Below are 14,029 nucleotides of genomic sequence, written 5' to 3'. Positions count from 1 at the left end.
CCCAGCGGGGAGGCGCGAGGGAGGGGTATGGAATCCAAGCGCAAGCCGGCCACTTTGTTGGAGGCATGGCAAAGGCAGGTGGAGCAGAGGCCCGACAAGGCCGCCATCCGGGATTCCCATGGCGCGGCGCTGACGTATGCCGAGGCGGACAGGCAGGCGCGCATCCTTGCCAGCCATTTCAGGCGCCTGGACGTGGGCCCCGGCGGCATCATCGCCTGCCAGCTGCCCGGATGGGTGGAATTTTTGCCCATCTACATCGCCGCGCTCAAGCTGGGCGCCATTTTCAATCCCATTCCGCCCAACCTGCGGACCTATGACTTGAGCAGGATGCTGTGCAGCTCGCAGATCCTGATAGTGCCCCGCTCCTACCGCAATTTCACCTATTGCGAGATGGCGGGCGATCTCACCGAGAGGCACCCCCATCTGCGCGCGCAGATCGCTGTGGACAAGTTCTACGAGGGCTCGCGCCTGCCCACCTACACCCAAATAGTGGCCGAAGGGCTGGAGGAGCCCTTGCCGCCAAGCCGGCGCGGCGCTGACGAGCCTGCGGCCATCCTCTTCACCTCGGGTTCCGAGGGGCGCCCCAAGGGCGTCGTCTTCAGCCATCGCAACATCCTGGCGGCGGAGCGCTCCTTTATGGAGTTTTTCGGGCTGGGAGAAAACGACCGCATGTTCATGCCCGCGCCGCTGGCCCACGCCATTGGCTTCCATCATGGCGTCTCCATGTCCTTCATCAGCGGGGGCACCTGCATCCTGCAAGACAAATTTGTCCCCGAGGAGGCCCTCGGCCTCATGGAGGCCCACAAGGCCACGGTGAGCATGGCCACCACTGCCTTTCTGCATGATCTCTTGAAGGTGCTGAGGCAGCGGGAATTTGATCTCTCCGCCCTCCGTTTTTTCCTGAGCGGCGGCTCGGCCCCCAACTATGCCCTGGTGGCCGAGGCCAGGGAGCGCGGCATCAACGTGCTCAATGTTTATGGCTCTTCCGAGAGCGTCCCGCACATGGGCACGCCCCCCGGCGCCACGGAGGAGCAGAAGGCGCGGCAAGCCCTTTTCCCCATGCCGGGGGTGGAGGTCAAGCTGGTGGACGAGGCCGGGCGCGAGGCGGCGCCGGGCCAGGAAGGGGAGGAGCTTTCCCGGGGGGAGGCGGTCTTCCTGGGATACCTGAAGCGCGGCGGCGGCGTGGAGAGTACGCTGGAGGACGGCTGGCATCGCAGCGGCGACCTCTGCCGGCGCCTGCCCGACGGCTCCTACGCCGTCACCGGCCGCAAGAAGGATATCATCATACGCGGCGGGGAGAATATCAGCTCCCCTGAGGTGGAGGGCATCCTCCTCAAGCATGGCAAGATCGCGGAGGCCTGCGTCGTGGCCATGCCGGATCCGCGGCTGCAGGAGCGGGTCTGCGCCTATGTGGTGCTCAAGGACCCGGCGCAGTCCCTTGACCTGCCGGAGCTGCGGAACCATTTCGCGGAGCTCAAAATCGCCGCCTTGAAGTGCCCGGAGCATATCGAGCTCGTGCCGGAGCTGCCACGCACCGAGTCAGGCAAGGTGGACAAGGCCCTCCTGGCGAAAAAAATCGCGGCCAAGGGGCCCATCAAGGGCTAGCGCAGGACGCGCTTGGGTTGTTTTCGCATGGTGAAGGCTGGAATGGCCCGCCACGATCCCGCTTTGGAAGGGCAGGGATCAGGGCCGCAAACATAAAGGGAGTTTTTCATGAAAGAGTCGCTGCTTTTCAAGCCCATCAAGATCAACTCCATGACATTGCCCAACCGCACGATCATGGCGCCGATGGTGACGAACTACGCCGCCCCCGATGGTACCGTGACCGACAAGCTCATCCACTACCATGTGGCCAGGGCCAGGGGGGGCGTGGGGCTCCAGATTGTGGAGGCCACCTACATGGACCCCAGCGGAAGCAGCTATGTGCGCGGCCTGGGCTGTTCCGACGACGCCATGATCCCCGGCCTCAAGCGCCTTACGGACGCTGTGCACGCGGCAGGCGGCCATATCGCCCTCCAGCTGCAGCACGGCGGCCAGGTGGCCAAGCCCGAGTTCTCGCGCCAGGCCACGATGGTGCCCTCGTACATCCCCGGCGTCACCCCCTATGACGACACCCATGAAATGACCAAGGAGGACATCGACTACATCGTCAGGAAATACGCCGAGGCCGCGGCCAGGGCCAAGAAGGCGGGTTTTGACGCCGTGGAGATCCACGGCGCTCACGGCTACCTCATCCTGCGCTTCCTCTCCCCCTTCAGCAACCGCCGCACTGATGAATACGGGGGCAGCCTGGAGAACAGGATGCGCTTCTGCAAAGAGATCGTGCAGGCAGTGCGTGAAGCCACTGGCCCGGACTACCCCATCATTCTGCGCCTGAGCATAGACGAGCTTTTTGACGAGGGTCTCCAGGTGGAGGAAGGCGCCGAAATCGCCAGGGAGATGGTGAAGGCCGGCGTGGACCTGATCAATGGCAGCGCCTGCACTCTGGAGACCATCTACATGAGCACGCCGCCGCCCAACATGGATTACGGCTGGAACGCGCACAGGGCCAAGGTGGTGAGGGACGCCCTTGCCGGGGCGGCGCCGCTCTCCATCGTGGGGCGCATCCACTCCCGCGCCATCGCGGAGAAGATCCTGGAGAATGGCCAGGCGGACATGGTGACCATTGGCAGGGCGCTCATCGCCGACCCGGACCTCGTCACCAAGTGGCAGAAAAACATGGAGCAGGATGTCATCCGCTGCCTGAGCTGCAACGAGGGCTGCATCTGGCCCATGGCGCAGCGCCAGCCCGTGAAGTGTGCCATCAATCCCAGAGTGGGCTCCGAGGCAGTCTATGTGGAGGAGAAGGCCCGGGAACCCAAAAAGGTGGTCGTCATCGGGGGTGGCATCGCGGGCATGTCCGCCGCCCTTTGCGCGGCGCAGCGCGGGCATGACGTGACCCTTTTTGAGAAGTCGGGCAAACTGGGCGGCCTGCTCAATATCGCGGCCGTGCCCCCGCATCGCCATGTCTTCAAGCCCCTGATGAAGTATTATGAGCACAAGCTGCCCGAGGCCGGCGTGAACATCCGCCTGGGCGAGGCGGCCACAGCCGGGAAAGTGGCGGCCCTGAAGCCGGACGTGACACTGCTGGCCACCGGGAGCAAGCCCATCGTGCCCGGCTTCTGCAAGGACTCCAAGGTCTTGACCGCCCAGGATGTTCTGGAAGGCGCGCCTACGGGCAAGAAGGTCCTGGTGGTGGGTGGCGGCCTGGTGGGCAGCGAGACGGCCGAGTACCTGGCTGCGCAGGGCAAGGATGTGACCATCCTGGAATTGCGCGATGAGCTGGCCATCGACATGGAGCCCCGGCATCGCCGTTTCATCCTGCTCAATCTCAAGGAGATGGGCGTAAAGCCGCTCCTCAACCGCGAGGTGCTTGAACTGAAGGACGGCGTGATCAAGGTCCGTGACAAGTTCAAGAGGGAGCAGACTCTGGACGGCTTTGACGACATCATTCTGGCGCTGGGCTACAGGTCCGACGATTCCCTGCTGCCGGAGCTGCAGGACGCGGGCCTTGAGGTGAGCGTCATCGGTGACAGCGCGAAGGTGGGCAAGGTGATGGGCGCTGTCCACGACGGCTTCAAGGCGGCCTGGAACATCTAGTTGTAGACTGTCAAACAGTACCGATACGTCCCACAGAAGCAAATCCTGGGTCCGTTTCCAAGAGTGGGCATATGCGAGGCATATGCCCACTCTTTTAAGGCTGTTCGGAGACACCGGCCTGCCTTTCCATTTGCGTGTGGATGATACGGCTTTGTCTTTTTATGCCGGATACCGGGTTCACGACAGGACTGGCGAAACTTCCATGACATATGGCAGGCCCCGTCAACGGGAATGACGCGCTTCAGCTGGTGCCGCTATCGCCATCGGGAATGGTGCTGGCGCGGGGCCGGGGAAAGACTGGAGGGAACAATACAAAAAAGCGGCACCGAAAATGGCCGGCGGGCTCCTGCCAACGCCCAGCGAAGCATCCGGCCCGTGATGGCAGACGCACCGGCAGCCATGCCCTGTTCAGGACGTGGCCGCCCATGCGCCTGTCAGGCCGCCCCTGTCCCGGGTGGCTTGCGGACACGGAAGCCCCGGGCTTTCCGGGGCTTCTTCAGCACCGCATGAAGCGGCTGTTCACTATCTCGTCGTTGAGCAGGTGCCGGGGGGCGCCCCTCCGCTGCATCCCGGCGCCGAGGGCGCGCAGGCGCTCCACGCCGAGTTCCACAGCCTGCGGGATGGCGTCCCGAACGCCGGCGGAAAGGCTCTCGCCAAATTCCACCCTGAGCGGCTGGCAGCCGATGAGGACGCGCGTGGCCGGGAGCGCCCCGCGCAGGCTGGCCAGGGCCAGCACCTCCATGAAGCCGCTCTGGTGCGGGCTCAATTTGCGCGCGCCGAGCCACAGGGGCACGCCGTCGGCCTCGCGCACGGCGAGGCTGCCCGGCTCGAGGCCCATGTCCGCCGCGTCGAACACCACAAGGCAATCGGCCTCGGTCACGGGGCCGTAGAGGGTCTGCCCCTGCGTGCCGCCGTCCATGACGCGCACATTTTCGGGGAAGTCATATTCCGCATACAGGCGCTCGATGGCGTGGATGCCGAAGCCGTCGTCCCCGCAGAGGATATTGCCGAGCCCCAGCGCCAGAATGCGCGGCGCTTCAGGCATCGCCCGCCTCCGCCTCGGCGCGCAGGTCGGCCCTGTCCTCGGCGGGCGTGGCCTTGACGAGGCGCACGCCGTTGACCATGGTGGAGATCATGGTGGTCCTGCCCATGATCTCCTCGCGGATGACCATGTACACATGGATCATGACAAAGGCCACGAGGATGACCATGCCCACCCGGTGCCAGACCACGAGGTCGAGCAGGTTGCCGCCGGACCAGTAGACAAGGTCCTCCATGAAGCGGAACAGGTGGAAGAACTGCGAATAGCCCTTGGCCTGGTAGATGCCGAGCCCTGTCAAGCACATGAAGATGATGGCCACCACGCAGACGAACATGCCCGCCTGGGCCAGCGGATTGTGCCCCATGTGGATGTCGCCCGACTTGGTGAGGAAGCAGTACCAGCGGATGTCGTCGCCGAGGCCGCGCCACCACTGCTTGCGCCAGAACGGGAGGATGAAGATTTGCCGAGAGACCTGATTGCCCACAAAGGCCCAGAGGATGCGGCAGACCATGGCGACGACGAGAATGAGCGCCGCGGTGTAGTGGGCCATGATGAGCTTGCCGAAATAAAAGAGCCTCGTGGGGTCGCCGGTGAGCGATTGCGGCGGCTTGCCGATATAGTGCCCGGTCACGAAGAGCGTGAAGATGCAGGCCACGATGGTCCAGTGCCAGAGCCGCACGGGGAACTCGTACACATAGACGCCCTGGCCCGGTTTGGGATGGATATTGAGGATGTTCATGCTGGCCCCCGGTGCTGACAGGGAAAAACGGGTTCAGCCCAGCCTGACCACGGCCAGCTCGTTGCCGTCGTCGCTCATGACATGGGTGGCGCAGGCAAGGCAGGGGTCGAAGCTGTGGATGGTGCGCAAGATCTCGAGCGGCTGCTCGGGGACGGCCATCTTCGTGCCCATGAGCGCGGCCTCGTAGGCGCCGAGCTGCCCCTGGTCGCTGCGCGGGGCCGCGTTCCATGTGGTGGGCACCACGCACTGGTAGCCGGAGATGACGCCGTTTTCGATCTCCACCCAGTGCCCGAGCGCGCCGCGCGGGGCCTCGGTGAAGCCAACGCCCGCCGCCTTCGCGGGCCAGGTCGCGGGCTCCCACTTGTCAGTGAAGGCGGTTGTGGAGTCGCCGTTCCTGATATTCTCCATGAGGCGGCCGAGCTGCCCCTTGGAGGTGCGCATGGCCCAGAGCGCCTCGTGGCAGCGGGCGACGATGCGCCCGAGCGTGGACTTGAGTCCGTCCACCGGGATGCCGATGCGCCCGCAAATGTCGTCCACCGTGGCCACGGTGTCGCCATGCTTGAGGCTGTAGGCCACGAGCAGCCGGGCGAGCGGCCCCACCTCCATCATGTGCCCGCGCCAGCGGGGGGTCTTGATCCAGGAATAGCGCGCCTGCTCGTCGAGCTGGCGGATGTCGGTGGGCGTGCCCACCGTGGCCGGCCCGAGCTTGTAATACGGGTCGGTGATGCCCCTTTCCGGGGGCAGGCTCTCCACGCCCTCGGGATAGCGGTACCACGCGTGGCCCACCACCTCCTGCACCTGCTCCGGGTCATGCAGGTCCACGGGGTGCACCTCGTCAAAGTTGCCGTTGATGATGGCGCCGCCGGGCACCATCAGGCTGGCCTGGGAATAGTCGTTGGCGATGGAGGGGAAGGCCCCGTACGCGAGCACCGACTGCCCGGATAGCCCTGTGCCGATGCGGCTCCAGTTGGGATAATAGCGGCCGAGCGCGATGACATCAGGCATGAGCACCTGCTCGGCGAAGGTGAGGCATTTGTCGATGATGGAGCTGACGAGTTCCAGCCGCTCCATGTTGACGACCTGCTCGCCGCCCGGCGCATTGGTGTTGATGGCGCAGGGCACGCCGCCGATGATCCAGTTGGGGTGCGGGTTCTTGCCGCCGAACACGGTGTGCGTCTTCACGGCCTCGCGCTGGATGTCCAGCGCCTCGAGATAATGGCCGAAGAGCATGAGGTTGGCCTCGGGCGGCAACTGGTAGGCCGGGTTGCCCCAGTAGCCGTTGGCGAAAATGCCGAGCTGGCCCGAGTCCAGGATGGTGACGATCTTGTCCCTGAGCTCGGAGAAATAACCCGCGGAGGCCTTGGGCCACGGCGAAAGGCTCTGCGCGAGGCGCGCGGTCTCCGCCGGGTCGGCCTTGGCGGCGCTCACCACGTCGATCCAGTCGAGGCCGGTGAGCTGGTAAAAGTGGACCAGATGGTCGTGGAACCACAGGCAGAGCTGCATGAGGTTGCGGATGATATTGGCATTGTCCGGGATGCGCGCGCCGAGCGCATCCTCCACGGCATGCACGGCGGCCAGCGCGTGCGTGCCCGTGCACACGCCGCAGATGCGCTGGGCGTAGGCCCAGGCCGCGCGCGGGTCGCGCCCGTTCAGGATGAGCTCGATGCCGCGGAACATGGTTCCGCAGGAAACGGCATTGGTGATGACGTTGTCATCGTTGATGTTCACCTCGCAGCGCAGGTGCCCCTCGATGCGGGTGATGGGGTCGACAACGATGCGCCGGCCGGCGGAATCGACCGTAAAGCCTTGGGTGGTGTAGGTGTAGCTCATTGTTTTTCCGTATCCCCGTCAGTATTTTGGGCGGAAGCGGCGCTTTCACCCGCGCAGGCCTTGGCGCATTCCTTTTCACGATGCTTGCGGCAGAGGTGGAAGGCCGTGCTGCACACGGCATGCACACCCACGGCGGCGGCCACGGTGCCGCCCACGCCCGCGGCGATCTTCTGGGCCGTGGTCATGGTGCTGAGCAGCGGGATATCCATGATGCGGTCATAGAAAGAGCCCTGGTCCCAGAAGCCCTGTTCGGCGCAGCCGAGGCACGGGTGGCCCGACTCGATGGGGTAGGAGGTGCCGTCGTTCCAGCGGGTGGTGGGGCAGGCGTTGAAGGTGGTCGGCCCCTTGCAGCCCATCTTGTAGAGGCAGTAGCCCTTGCGCGCGCCCTCGTCGTCCCAGGCCTCCACAAATTCGCCGGCGTCAAAGTGCGCCCGGCGCACGCACTGGTCGTGCACATGCTGGCCGTAAAATGCCGCGAAGCGCCCCTGCGCGTCGAGCTCGGGCAGGCGCTCGAAGGTGACGATATAGGCCACCAGCGCGCTCATGACCTCGGGGATGGGCGGACAGCCCGGGATGCGGATGACGGGCTTGTTGTGGATGAGGTCCGGCACGGTCTTCACGTCCGTGGGATTGGGCCGCGCGGCCTGGATGCAGCCCCAGGAGGCGCAGTTGCCCCAGGCCACCACGGCCTTGGCATTGGCGGCGCCGGCCTCGAGCTTGCGGGTGAAGGGGCGGCCGCCGTCGATGCAGTACATGCCCCCATAACCCGCGGGCGCGTTGCCCTGCACGGCGAGGATGTAGTTGCCCTTGTGCTTCGCGATGGCCTCCTCGAACACCTCCAGCGCCTGCTCGCCCGAGGCGGCCATGAGCAGGTCGTTGTAATCCATGGAGATCATGTTGAGGATGATGTCCTTGGCGAGCGGGTGCGCCGTGCGGATGAAGGACTCGGTACAGCAGGTGCAGGAAAGCCCGTCGATCCACACCACGGGGAGCCGCGGCTTGGTCTCCAGCGCGTGCGCGATGGTGGGCGCGAGCGCCGGCCCGAGGCCGAGGGCCGCCGCCGTCATGGTGCAGAATTTCAGGAAGTCGCGGCGGCTGATACCGTTGCGGCGCAAGGTGTCGTAATGCGTTTCATAGCTGCGTTGGGCCATCGCGTCCTCTCTGCGTTGGTGTGGCAGACAACGGTTTCGGGCCTTGGGCGACCCTCAAAAGCTACACGGGAATCCGCGGCGAGCCGATGCCCGGGAGCGCCTGTTCCAGCACGTGCCCGACGCGCAGGAGCGTCCCCTCGTCAAAGGCCTTGCCGATGAATTGCAGGCCCACGGGCATCCTGCTTTCACTGCCAAGGCCCACGGGCAGGGAAAGGCCGGGGAGGCCCGCGAGGTTCACCGGGATGGTGTAGGCGTCCATGAGGTAGGCCTGGAGCGGGTTGGTGGCGTGGCTCCCCAGCGGCCACGCCGTCACCGGGGCCACGGGCGTGCAAATGGCGTCGCAGCCCTCGAGCGCGGCGCACCATGCGTCGCGGATGAGGCGGCGCGTTTGCGCGGCCTTGCGGAAATAGGCGTCATAATAGCCCGAGGACAGCACATAGGAGCCGAGCATGATGCGCCGCTTGACCTCCTCGCCGAAGCCCTGGCTGCGCGACTCCACATACAGCTCGTCCAGCGTATGCACATCGGGCGCGCGCCGCCCGTAGCGGACGCCGTCATAGCGCGCGAGGTTGGAGCTCGCCTCGGCCATGGCGATGATATAGTAGGTGGCGCTGGCGATGTCCGTGGGCGGGAGTTGCACGTCCACGAGCTCGGCCCCGAGCTCGCGCGCCCGCTCAAGGGCGGCTTCGCAGGCATCGCGCACCTCGCCGGCCAGCCCCTCGCCGAAAAAGTCCCGCGGGACGCCGAGGCGCACGCCCGCGAGGCGTGTGCCCGCAACGCGCACGGCAGTGGTGAAGTCCTCGTCCGGCCTCGGCTCGGAAGTCGTGTCGCGCGGGTCATGCCCGGCGATGACCGTGAGCACGCGGGCGCAGTCTTCCACCGTGCGCGTGAGCGGGCCCACCTGATCGAGCGAGGAGGCGAAGGCGAAGAGGCCGTAGCGCGACACGCGCCCATAGGTGGGCTTGAGGCCCACGCAGCCGCAGAAGGCGGCGGGCTGGCGGATGGAGCCCCCCGTATCCGAACCGAGCGAGGCGAAGCACTGGCCAGCGGCCACGGAGGCGGCCGAGCCGCCGGACGATCCGCCGGGCACGCGGCCCGTGTTCCACGGGTTGCGGGTGGGCTTGAAGGCGGAATTTTCCGTGGAGGAGCCCATGGCGAACTCGTCCATGTTGGCCTTGCCGAGGAGGATGGCGCCCGCCTTGCGCAGGCGGTCCACCACGAAGGCGTCATAAAAAGGCACGAAGTTTTCGAGGATGCGCGAGGCCGCCGTGGTGGGGATGCCCTTCGTCGAGAGGGCGTCCTTGACGGTCACGGGCACGCCCCACAGGGGCTGGTCGGCCCGGGGGCCCTGCGCGTCCAGCTCCTCGGCGCGGGCGAGGGCGCCGTCCGCGTCCACGTGGAGCAGGGCGCCGATGGCGGGTTCCGTGGCCGCGATGCGGTCAAGGCAGGCGCGCACCGCCGCTCGGGCGGTGAGTTCCCTCTTTTGCAGCGCGGTGGCCGCCTCGGTGAGCGTCATTGAGCAGATGTCAACTGTCATGGAGATGTCCTGCGGCATGGGGGCCGCGATGCTGCGTGGCTGGGGGATGCTACACGATGCGGGGCACCACGAAATATTCGGTATTGGGCTCCGGCGAATTGGCGAGCACCTCCGCGCGCGTGCGCACGCGCAGGGCTTCGTCGGCGCGCGTGGCGGCCGCATGGGCGAGCGGACTGTAGAGCGGCTCCACGCCTTGCGTATCCACCCTGGAGAGCAGGTCCATGTGGGCCAGGATGTCGCCGAACTGGCGCGAGAACAGGCGTTCTTCCTCTTCGGTCACGGCCAGGCGGGAAAGCTCGGCCATGTGGCGTACTTCTTCGCGGCTCACGCGCCGCGGCTGTTCCTGTGTCATGCTATCCTCTCTGGATCAGCGGCTGCCGGGCAGGCGCAGCTTGTAGGAGGGGCGGGGGGTGGTGTCGAGCACGGGCGCACCGGGCGTTGCCGCGGGCGCGGCGACAGGCGTTGTGGTGGGGAGCCCCGTCTCGCCGGTGGTGACGGCCGGCGCTGACGGAGCCCCGGGCGCACCGGGGACCAGCGGATTGCCCTGCGCGTCCACGCTGGGGAGGCCCTGCATGCGCAGGGCGGCGCGCTCGAGCACGGCCGCGCGCGTATCGCGGAACTGCGCCGCATCGAGGGGCTTCATGCCCGAGGGCGAGACCTGGAAGAGATAGAGCTTCTGGTGGGCCACGCCCGCGTCATCATAGGTGAGGGGGGCCATGCCGCGCACCGCGGTGGCCGCGCGCTGCGCCCGGGCCGTGACCTGCGGCGTGGTCAGGCGCGCATCGAGGGCGAGGGCTGTGGCGAAATTGACGAAATCATAGCCGAGGGCCGTCCAGAAATCATTGCCTTGGCCCTTGAGGGCGCCGGGCGCGTGCTGCGCGTTCCACGCGCCGGGAAAGACCGCCAGGGCGAAATTTTCCGCGCGAGGCACCTGCCTGCCCGAAAGGCCCTGTTCCCAGAGGGTGGTGCCGAGGAGCACCAGGCGGTCCTCGCCGTTGTAGAGCAGGCTCTGGGTGATCATGTCGACGTTTTTCCAGGAATCGGGCAGGAAGAGCGCTTCAAATTCCGTCTGCGGCACCGGGGTCGAGCTGCCCTCGGCCACCACAGGATTGATGAGCGGCTGCGCGGCGTCGCTCCACGAGGTCGGGTCCGCCGCGTTGTAGGAGGCCTGGCGCAGCGGGATATGCCGTTTGGCGAGGTTTTGCGCGAGGATGCCGGTCATGCGCGTGGCATAGGCGTCGCCCGGGTGGAAGGTGCCGTAGGAGCGGATGCCAAGGTCATCCGTGGCAAAGGCCACGAGGGCCTCAACCTGGTCCTGCGGGCTCGGGAAAAAGCGCCAGGCCCGGGCGCCTTCCTCGCCGAACTTGAGGTTGGGCACGAAGGCGAAAAAGGCCCGCTGCTCAAGGGCGCCGGCTTTCTGCGCCTGCTCGTAGGCCGCGTCGCGCAAGGGGCCCCCCACCACCGCGCAGGAGGCGGGGAGCGCCGCCAGCGTGGTGAGCCAGTCCGGGGCTTCGGTGTTGACGGTCTCGAGCCGCAAGGGGGCTCCCGCGCCGGTGAGCTCCTGCTGTGCGGCCTCGGCACCGCGCTTGATTTTCGTTGCGATGGCCGCATAGGGGCCGGAAGCCGGGAGCGCCAGCACCACGCAGGCCGGCTGCGGCGGGGCTGCGGGCTCGGGCGCGACTGCGCGCTTGCCGACGAACGGGAACTGGCAGCCGCAAAGGCCAAGCGCCAGCACACAGGCCAGCGCCCGGAAGGCCACGGGCTTGAGCAAAGGGGCAGGGAACAGGGAAGTCATGGCGCGGGCGGGCATGGCGATTCCTTGTGGACGAAATGTCGGAAGTGGACGGCGCACTTTAATACACGGCGCGCGGCGTGGCAAGCTGTCGTGGGTGCGTGGGGCGGGCACTCCGCGCCATAAAAGCCGCCCGGTGCCGTGCAGCCCGGAGGGGTGTTCTCATCATGAACGCCGGCCGCTTTTGCAAATGCGCCGCGGCTCCCGAAGCGGCACAGGCACTCCCTGCTGCTTTGGGAACAGCGGGCCCTCGGGGCGTTAAACCAAAACGGGCAGCCCCTCGGGGCTGCCCGCTGATATTCCGCTTGGGTGTGTTGGCTACTTCTTCACTTCGGTGAAGTCCGCATCCACCACATCGTCGTTGCCACCGGCCTGGCCGCCCGCGGCGCCGCCGGTCGCCCCGGCGTCCGCGCCAGGCTGGGCGCCGGCCTGCTGGGCCTGCTGCTGGTAGAGCTGCTCGGCGAGCTTGTGCGAAGCCTTGGCGAGCTCGTCGGCCGCGTGCTTGATGGCCGCGGCGTCTTCGCCTTCCATGAGCTTGCGCAGGTCGGCGATGCGGGTCTCGATGTCGCCCTTGACCGAGGCGTCGGCCTTGTCGCCGAGGTCGGCGAGGGACTTCTCGGTGCCATAGATCAGGCTGTCGGCATGGTTGCGGGCCTCGATGAGCTCCTGCTTCTTCTTGTCGTCGCTTGCGTGGGCCTCGGCCTCGCGCACCAGGCGCTGGATGTCGTCTTCCGAGAGGCCGGAAGAAGCGGTGATCTTGATGGACTGCTCCTTGCCGGTGCCCATGTCCTTGGCGGAGACGTTCACGATGCCGTTGGCGTCGATGTCAAAGGAGACCTCGATCTGCGGCACGCCGCGCGGCGCCGGCGGAATGCCGGTGAGGTCGAAGCGGGCCAGCGTCATGTTGTCCGCGGCCATGGGGCGCTCGCCCTGAAGCACGTGGATGGACACCGAGGGCTGGTTGTCGGCGGCCGTGGTGAACACCTGGCTCTTGCGGGTCGGGATGGTGGTGTTGCGGTCGATGAGCTTGGTGAACACGCCGCCCATGGTCTCGATGCCGAGGGAGAGCGGGGTCACGTCGAGAAGGAGCACGTCCTTCACATCGCCGGTGAGGATGCCGCCCTGGATGGCGGCGCCCATGGCGACCACCTCGTCAGGGTTGACCGAGCGGTTGGGCTCCTTGCCGAAGAACTTGCCCACGGTCTGCTGGACGAGGGGCATGCGGGTCATGCCGCCCACGAGCAGCACTTCGTTGACCTGGTTGGGGTCGAGGCCGGCGTCGGTAAGGGCCTGGTTGCAGGGCTCGATGGTGCGGTCGACGAGGTCGCTGACGAGCGAGTCGAGCTTGGCGCGCGTGAGCTTGATGAGCATGTGGCGCGGGCCGCTCGCATCGGCGGTGATGAAGGGCAGGTTGATCTCCGTCTCCATGGCCGTGGACAGTTCCTTCTTGGCCTTTTCCGCGGCTTCCTTCAGGCGCTGCAGGGCCATGCTGTCCTTGGAGAGGTCGATGCCGTTCTCCTTCTTGAACTCCTCGACGAGGTAGTTGATGATGCGCTGGTCGAAGTCTTCGCCGCCCAAGAAGGTGTCGCCGTTGGTGGAACGCACTTCCACGACGCCGTCGCCCACTTCGAGGATGGAAATATCGAAGGTGCCGCCGCCAAGGTCGAAAACGCCGATCTTTTCGTTGGTCTTCTTGTCGGCGCCATAGGCGAGCGACGCGGCCGTGGGCTCGTTGATGATACGCTTGACCTCAAGGCCGGCGATGCGCCCGGCGTCCTTGGTGGCCTGGCGCTGGGCGTCGTTGAAGTAGGCGGGCACGGTGATGACGGCTTCGCTCACCGTTTCGCCGAGGTAGGCTTCGGCATCGGCCTTCAGCTTTGCAAGGATCATGGCCGAGATTTCCGGCGCGCTGTAGACGCGGCCGTCAACCTCGACACCGGCATCGCCATTGGGCGTTTCCACGATGGCGTACGGGGAATTTTCCTTCCAGCGCTCCACCTCGGGGCTGTTGTACTTGCGGCCCATGAGGCGCTTGATGGCGAAAATGGTGCGCTTGGGGTTGGTCACGGCCTGGCGCTTGGCGATCTCGCCCACCAGGCGTTCCTTGTCGGTGAAGGCAACGACGGACGGCGTGGTGCGGCCGCCCTCGGGATTGGTGATGCACTTGGGTTCCTTGCCTTCCATGACATAGACGCAGGAGTTGGTGGTGCCCAGGTCGATGCCGATAATCTTTGACATATGTCATTCCTCCTCGGGGAATTCTGCATGGGTGACCGAAACTTGCGCGGCGGTTGCCAAA

The 14,029-nt window shown here is 66.3% G+C and carries 10 protein-coding genes; 2 read left to right on the top strand and 8 right to left on the bottom strand.

The window, feature by feature from the left end:
- The first annotated feature begins 27 nt into the window (after positions 1-27).
- Together G7Y54_RS08845 and G7Y54_RS08840 are read left to right on the top strand one after the other, a co-directional pair.
- Positions 28-1,605 (top strand): AMP-binding protein, encoded by a 1,578-nt coding sequence (locus G7Y54_RS08845; protein WP_165078951.1) that lies wholly within the window; start codon positions 28-30, stop codon positions 1,603-1,605.
- Positions 1,606-1,713: 108 nt separating this feature from the next.
- Positions 1,714-3,639, top strand: coding sequence for an FAD-dependent oxidoreductase (locus tag G7Y54_RS08840; RefSeq protein ID WP_206214939.1), 1,926 nt, complete (start codon positions 1,714-1,716; stop codon positions 3,637-3,639).
- Between the two features lie 496 nt (positions 3,640-4,135).
- Here the strand turns inward: G7Y54_RS08840 and G7Y54_RS08835 are convergent, their stop codons facing one another.
- From G7Y54_RS08835 to dnaK, 8 genes are all read right to left on the bottom strand, one after another.
- On the bottom strand, positions 4,136-4,684 hold the full coding sequence (locus G7Y54_RS08835; protein WP_165078950.1) for a HyaD/HybD family hydrogenase maturation endopeptidase: 549 nt from the start codon (positions 4,682-4,684) through the stop codon (positions 4,136-4,138).
- Positions 4,677-5,420, bottom strand: coding sequence for a Ni/Fe-hydrogenase, b-type cytochrome subunit (cybH, locus tag G7Y54_RS08830; protein ID WP_165078949.1), 744 nt, complete (start codon positions 5,418-5,420; stop codon positions 4,677-4,679). Before cybH ends, G7Y54_RS08835 begins: the two co-directional genes overlap by 8 nt.
- 33 nt (positions 5,421-5,453) lie before the next feature.
- On the bottom strand, positions 5,454-7,250 hold the full coding sequence (locus G7Y54_RS08825; RefSeq protein WP_165078948.1) for a nickel-dependent hydrogenase large subunit: 1,797 nt from the start codon (positions 7,248-7,250) through the stop codon (positions 5,454-5,456).
- Entirely contained in the window at positions 7,247-8,401 is a 1,155-nt protein-coding gene (locus G7Y54_RS08820; protein WP_165078947.1) for a hydrogenase small subunit, read from the bottom strand. The genes G7Y54_RS08825 and G7Y54_RS08820 overlap by 4 nt, the downstream gene beginning before the upstream one ends.
- A gap of 61 nt (positions 8,402-8,462) precedes the next feature.
- Positions 8,463-9,938 carry an Asp-tRNA(Asn)/Glu-tRNA(Gln) amidotransferase subunit GatA gene (gene gatA, locus G7Y54_RS08815; protein ID WP_165078946.1) on the bottom strand — a complete coding sequence of 492 codons (1,476 nt, stop codon included), beginning with the start codon at positions 9,936-9,938 and terminating at the stop codon, positions 8,463-8,465.
- A gap of 49 nt (positions 9,939-9,987) precedes the next feature.
- A complete protein-coding gene (gatC, locus tag G7Y54_RS08810) occupies positions 9,988-10,290 on the bottom strand; it encodes an Asp-tRNA(Asn)/Glu-tRNA(Gln) amidotransferase subunit GatC (protein ID WP_165078945.1) in 303 nt (100 codons plus the stop codon).
- Between the two features lie 15 nt (positions 10,291-10,305).
- Positions 10,306-11,748: a hypothetical protein gene (locus G7Y54_RS08805; RefSeq protein WP_165078944.1), complete on the bottom strand. Its 1,443-nt coding sequence runs from the start codon at positions 11,746-11,748 to the stop codon at positions 10,306-10,308.
- Positions 11,749-12,048: 300 nt separating this feature from the next.
- Positions 12,049-13,968 (bottom strand): molecular chaperone DnaK, encoded by a 1,920-nt coding sequence (gene dnaK / locus G7Y54_RS08800; protein WP_165078943.1) that lies wholly within the window; start codon positions 13,966-13,968, stop codon positions 12,049-12,051.
- Positions 13,969-14,029 lie beyond the last annotated feature (61 nt).

Source organism: Desulfovibrio sp. ZJ746, assembly GCF_011039155.1.
Classification (GTDB): domain Bacteria; phylum Desulfobacterota; class Desulfovibrionia; order Desulfovibrionales; family Desulfovibrionaceae; genus Desulfovibrio.
The sequence above is the reverse complement of the archived record's forward strand: the minus strand, read 5'-3'. Positions and strand labels throughout refer to the sequence as shown.

Coding starts and splice junctions, on each gene's coding strand:
- G7Y54_RS08825 (WP_165078948.1), bottom strand. CDS start 7,250: ATGAGCTACACCTACACCACCCAAGGCTTTACGGTCGATTCCGCCGGC.
- G7Y54_RS08805 (WP_165078944.1), bottom strand. CDS start 11,748: ATGCCCGCCCGCGCCATGACTTCCCTGTTCCCTGCCCCTTTGCTCAAG.
- gatC (WP_165078945.1), bottom strand. CDS start 10,290: ATGACACAGGAACAGCCGCGGCGCGTGAGCCGCGAAGAAGTACGCCAC.
- gatA (WP_165078946.1), bottom strand. CDS start 9,938: ATGACAGTTGACATCTGCTCAATGACGCTCACCGAGGCGGCCACCGCG.
- G7Y54_RS08845 (WP_165078951.1), top strand. CDS start 28: ATGGAATCCAAGCGCAAGCCGGCCACTTTGTTGGAGGCATGGCAAAGG.
- G7Y54_RS08840 (WP_206214939.1), top strand. CDS start 1,714: ATGAAAGAGTCGCTGCTTTTCAAGCCCATCAAGATCAACTCCATGACA.
- G7Y54_RS08835 (WP_165078950.1), bottom strand. CDS start 4,684: ATGCCTGAAGCGCCGCGCATTCTGGCGCTGGGGCTCGGCAATATCCTC.
- cybH (WP_165078949.1), bottom strand. CDS start 5,420: ATGAACATCCTCAATATCCATCCCAAACCGGGCCAGGGCGTCTATGTG.
- dnaK (WP_165078943.1), bottom strand. CDS start 13,968: ATGTCAAAGATTATCGGCATCGACCTGGGCACCACCAACTCCTGCGTC.
- G7Y54_RS08820 (WP_165078947.1), bottom strand. CDS start 8,401: ATGGCCCAACGCAGCTATGAAACGCATTACGACACCTTGCGCCGCAAC.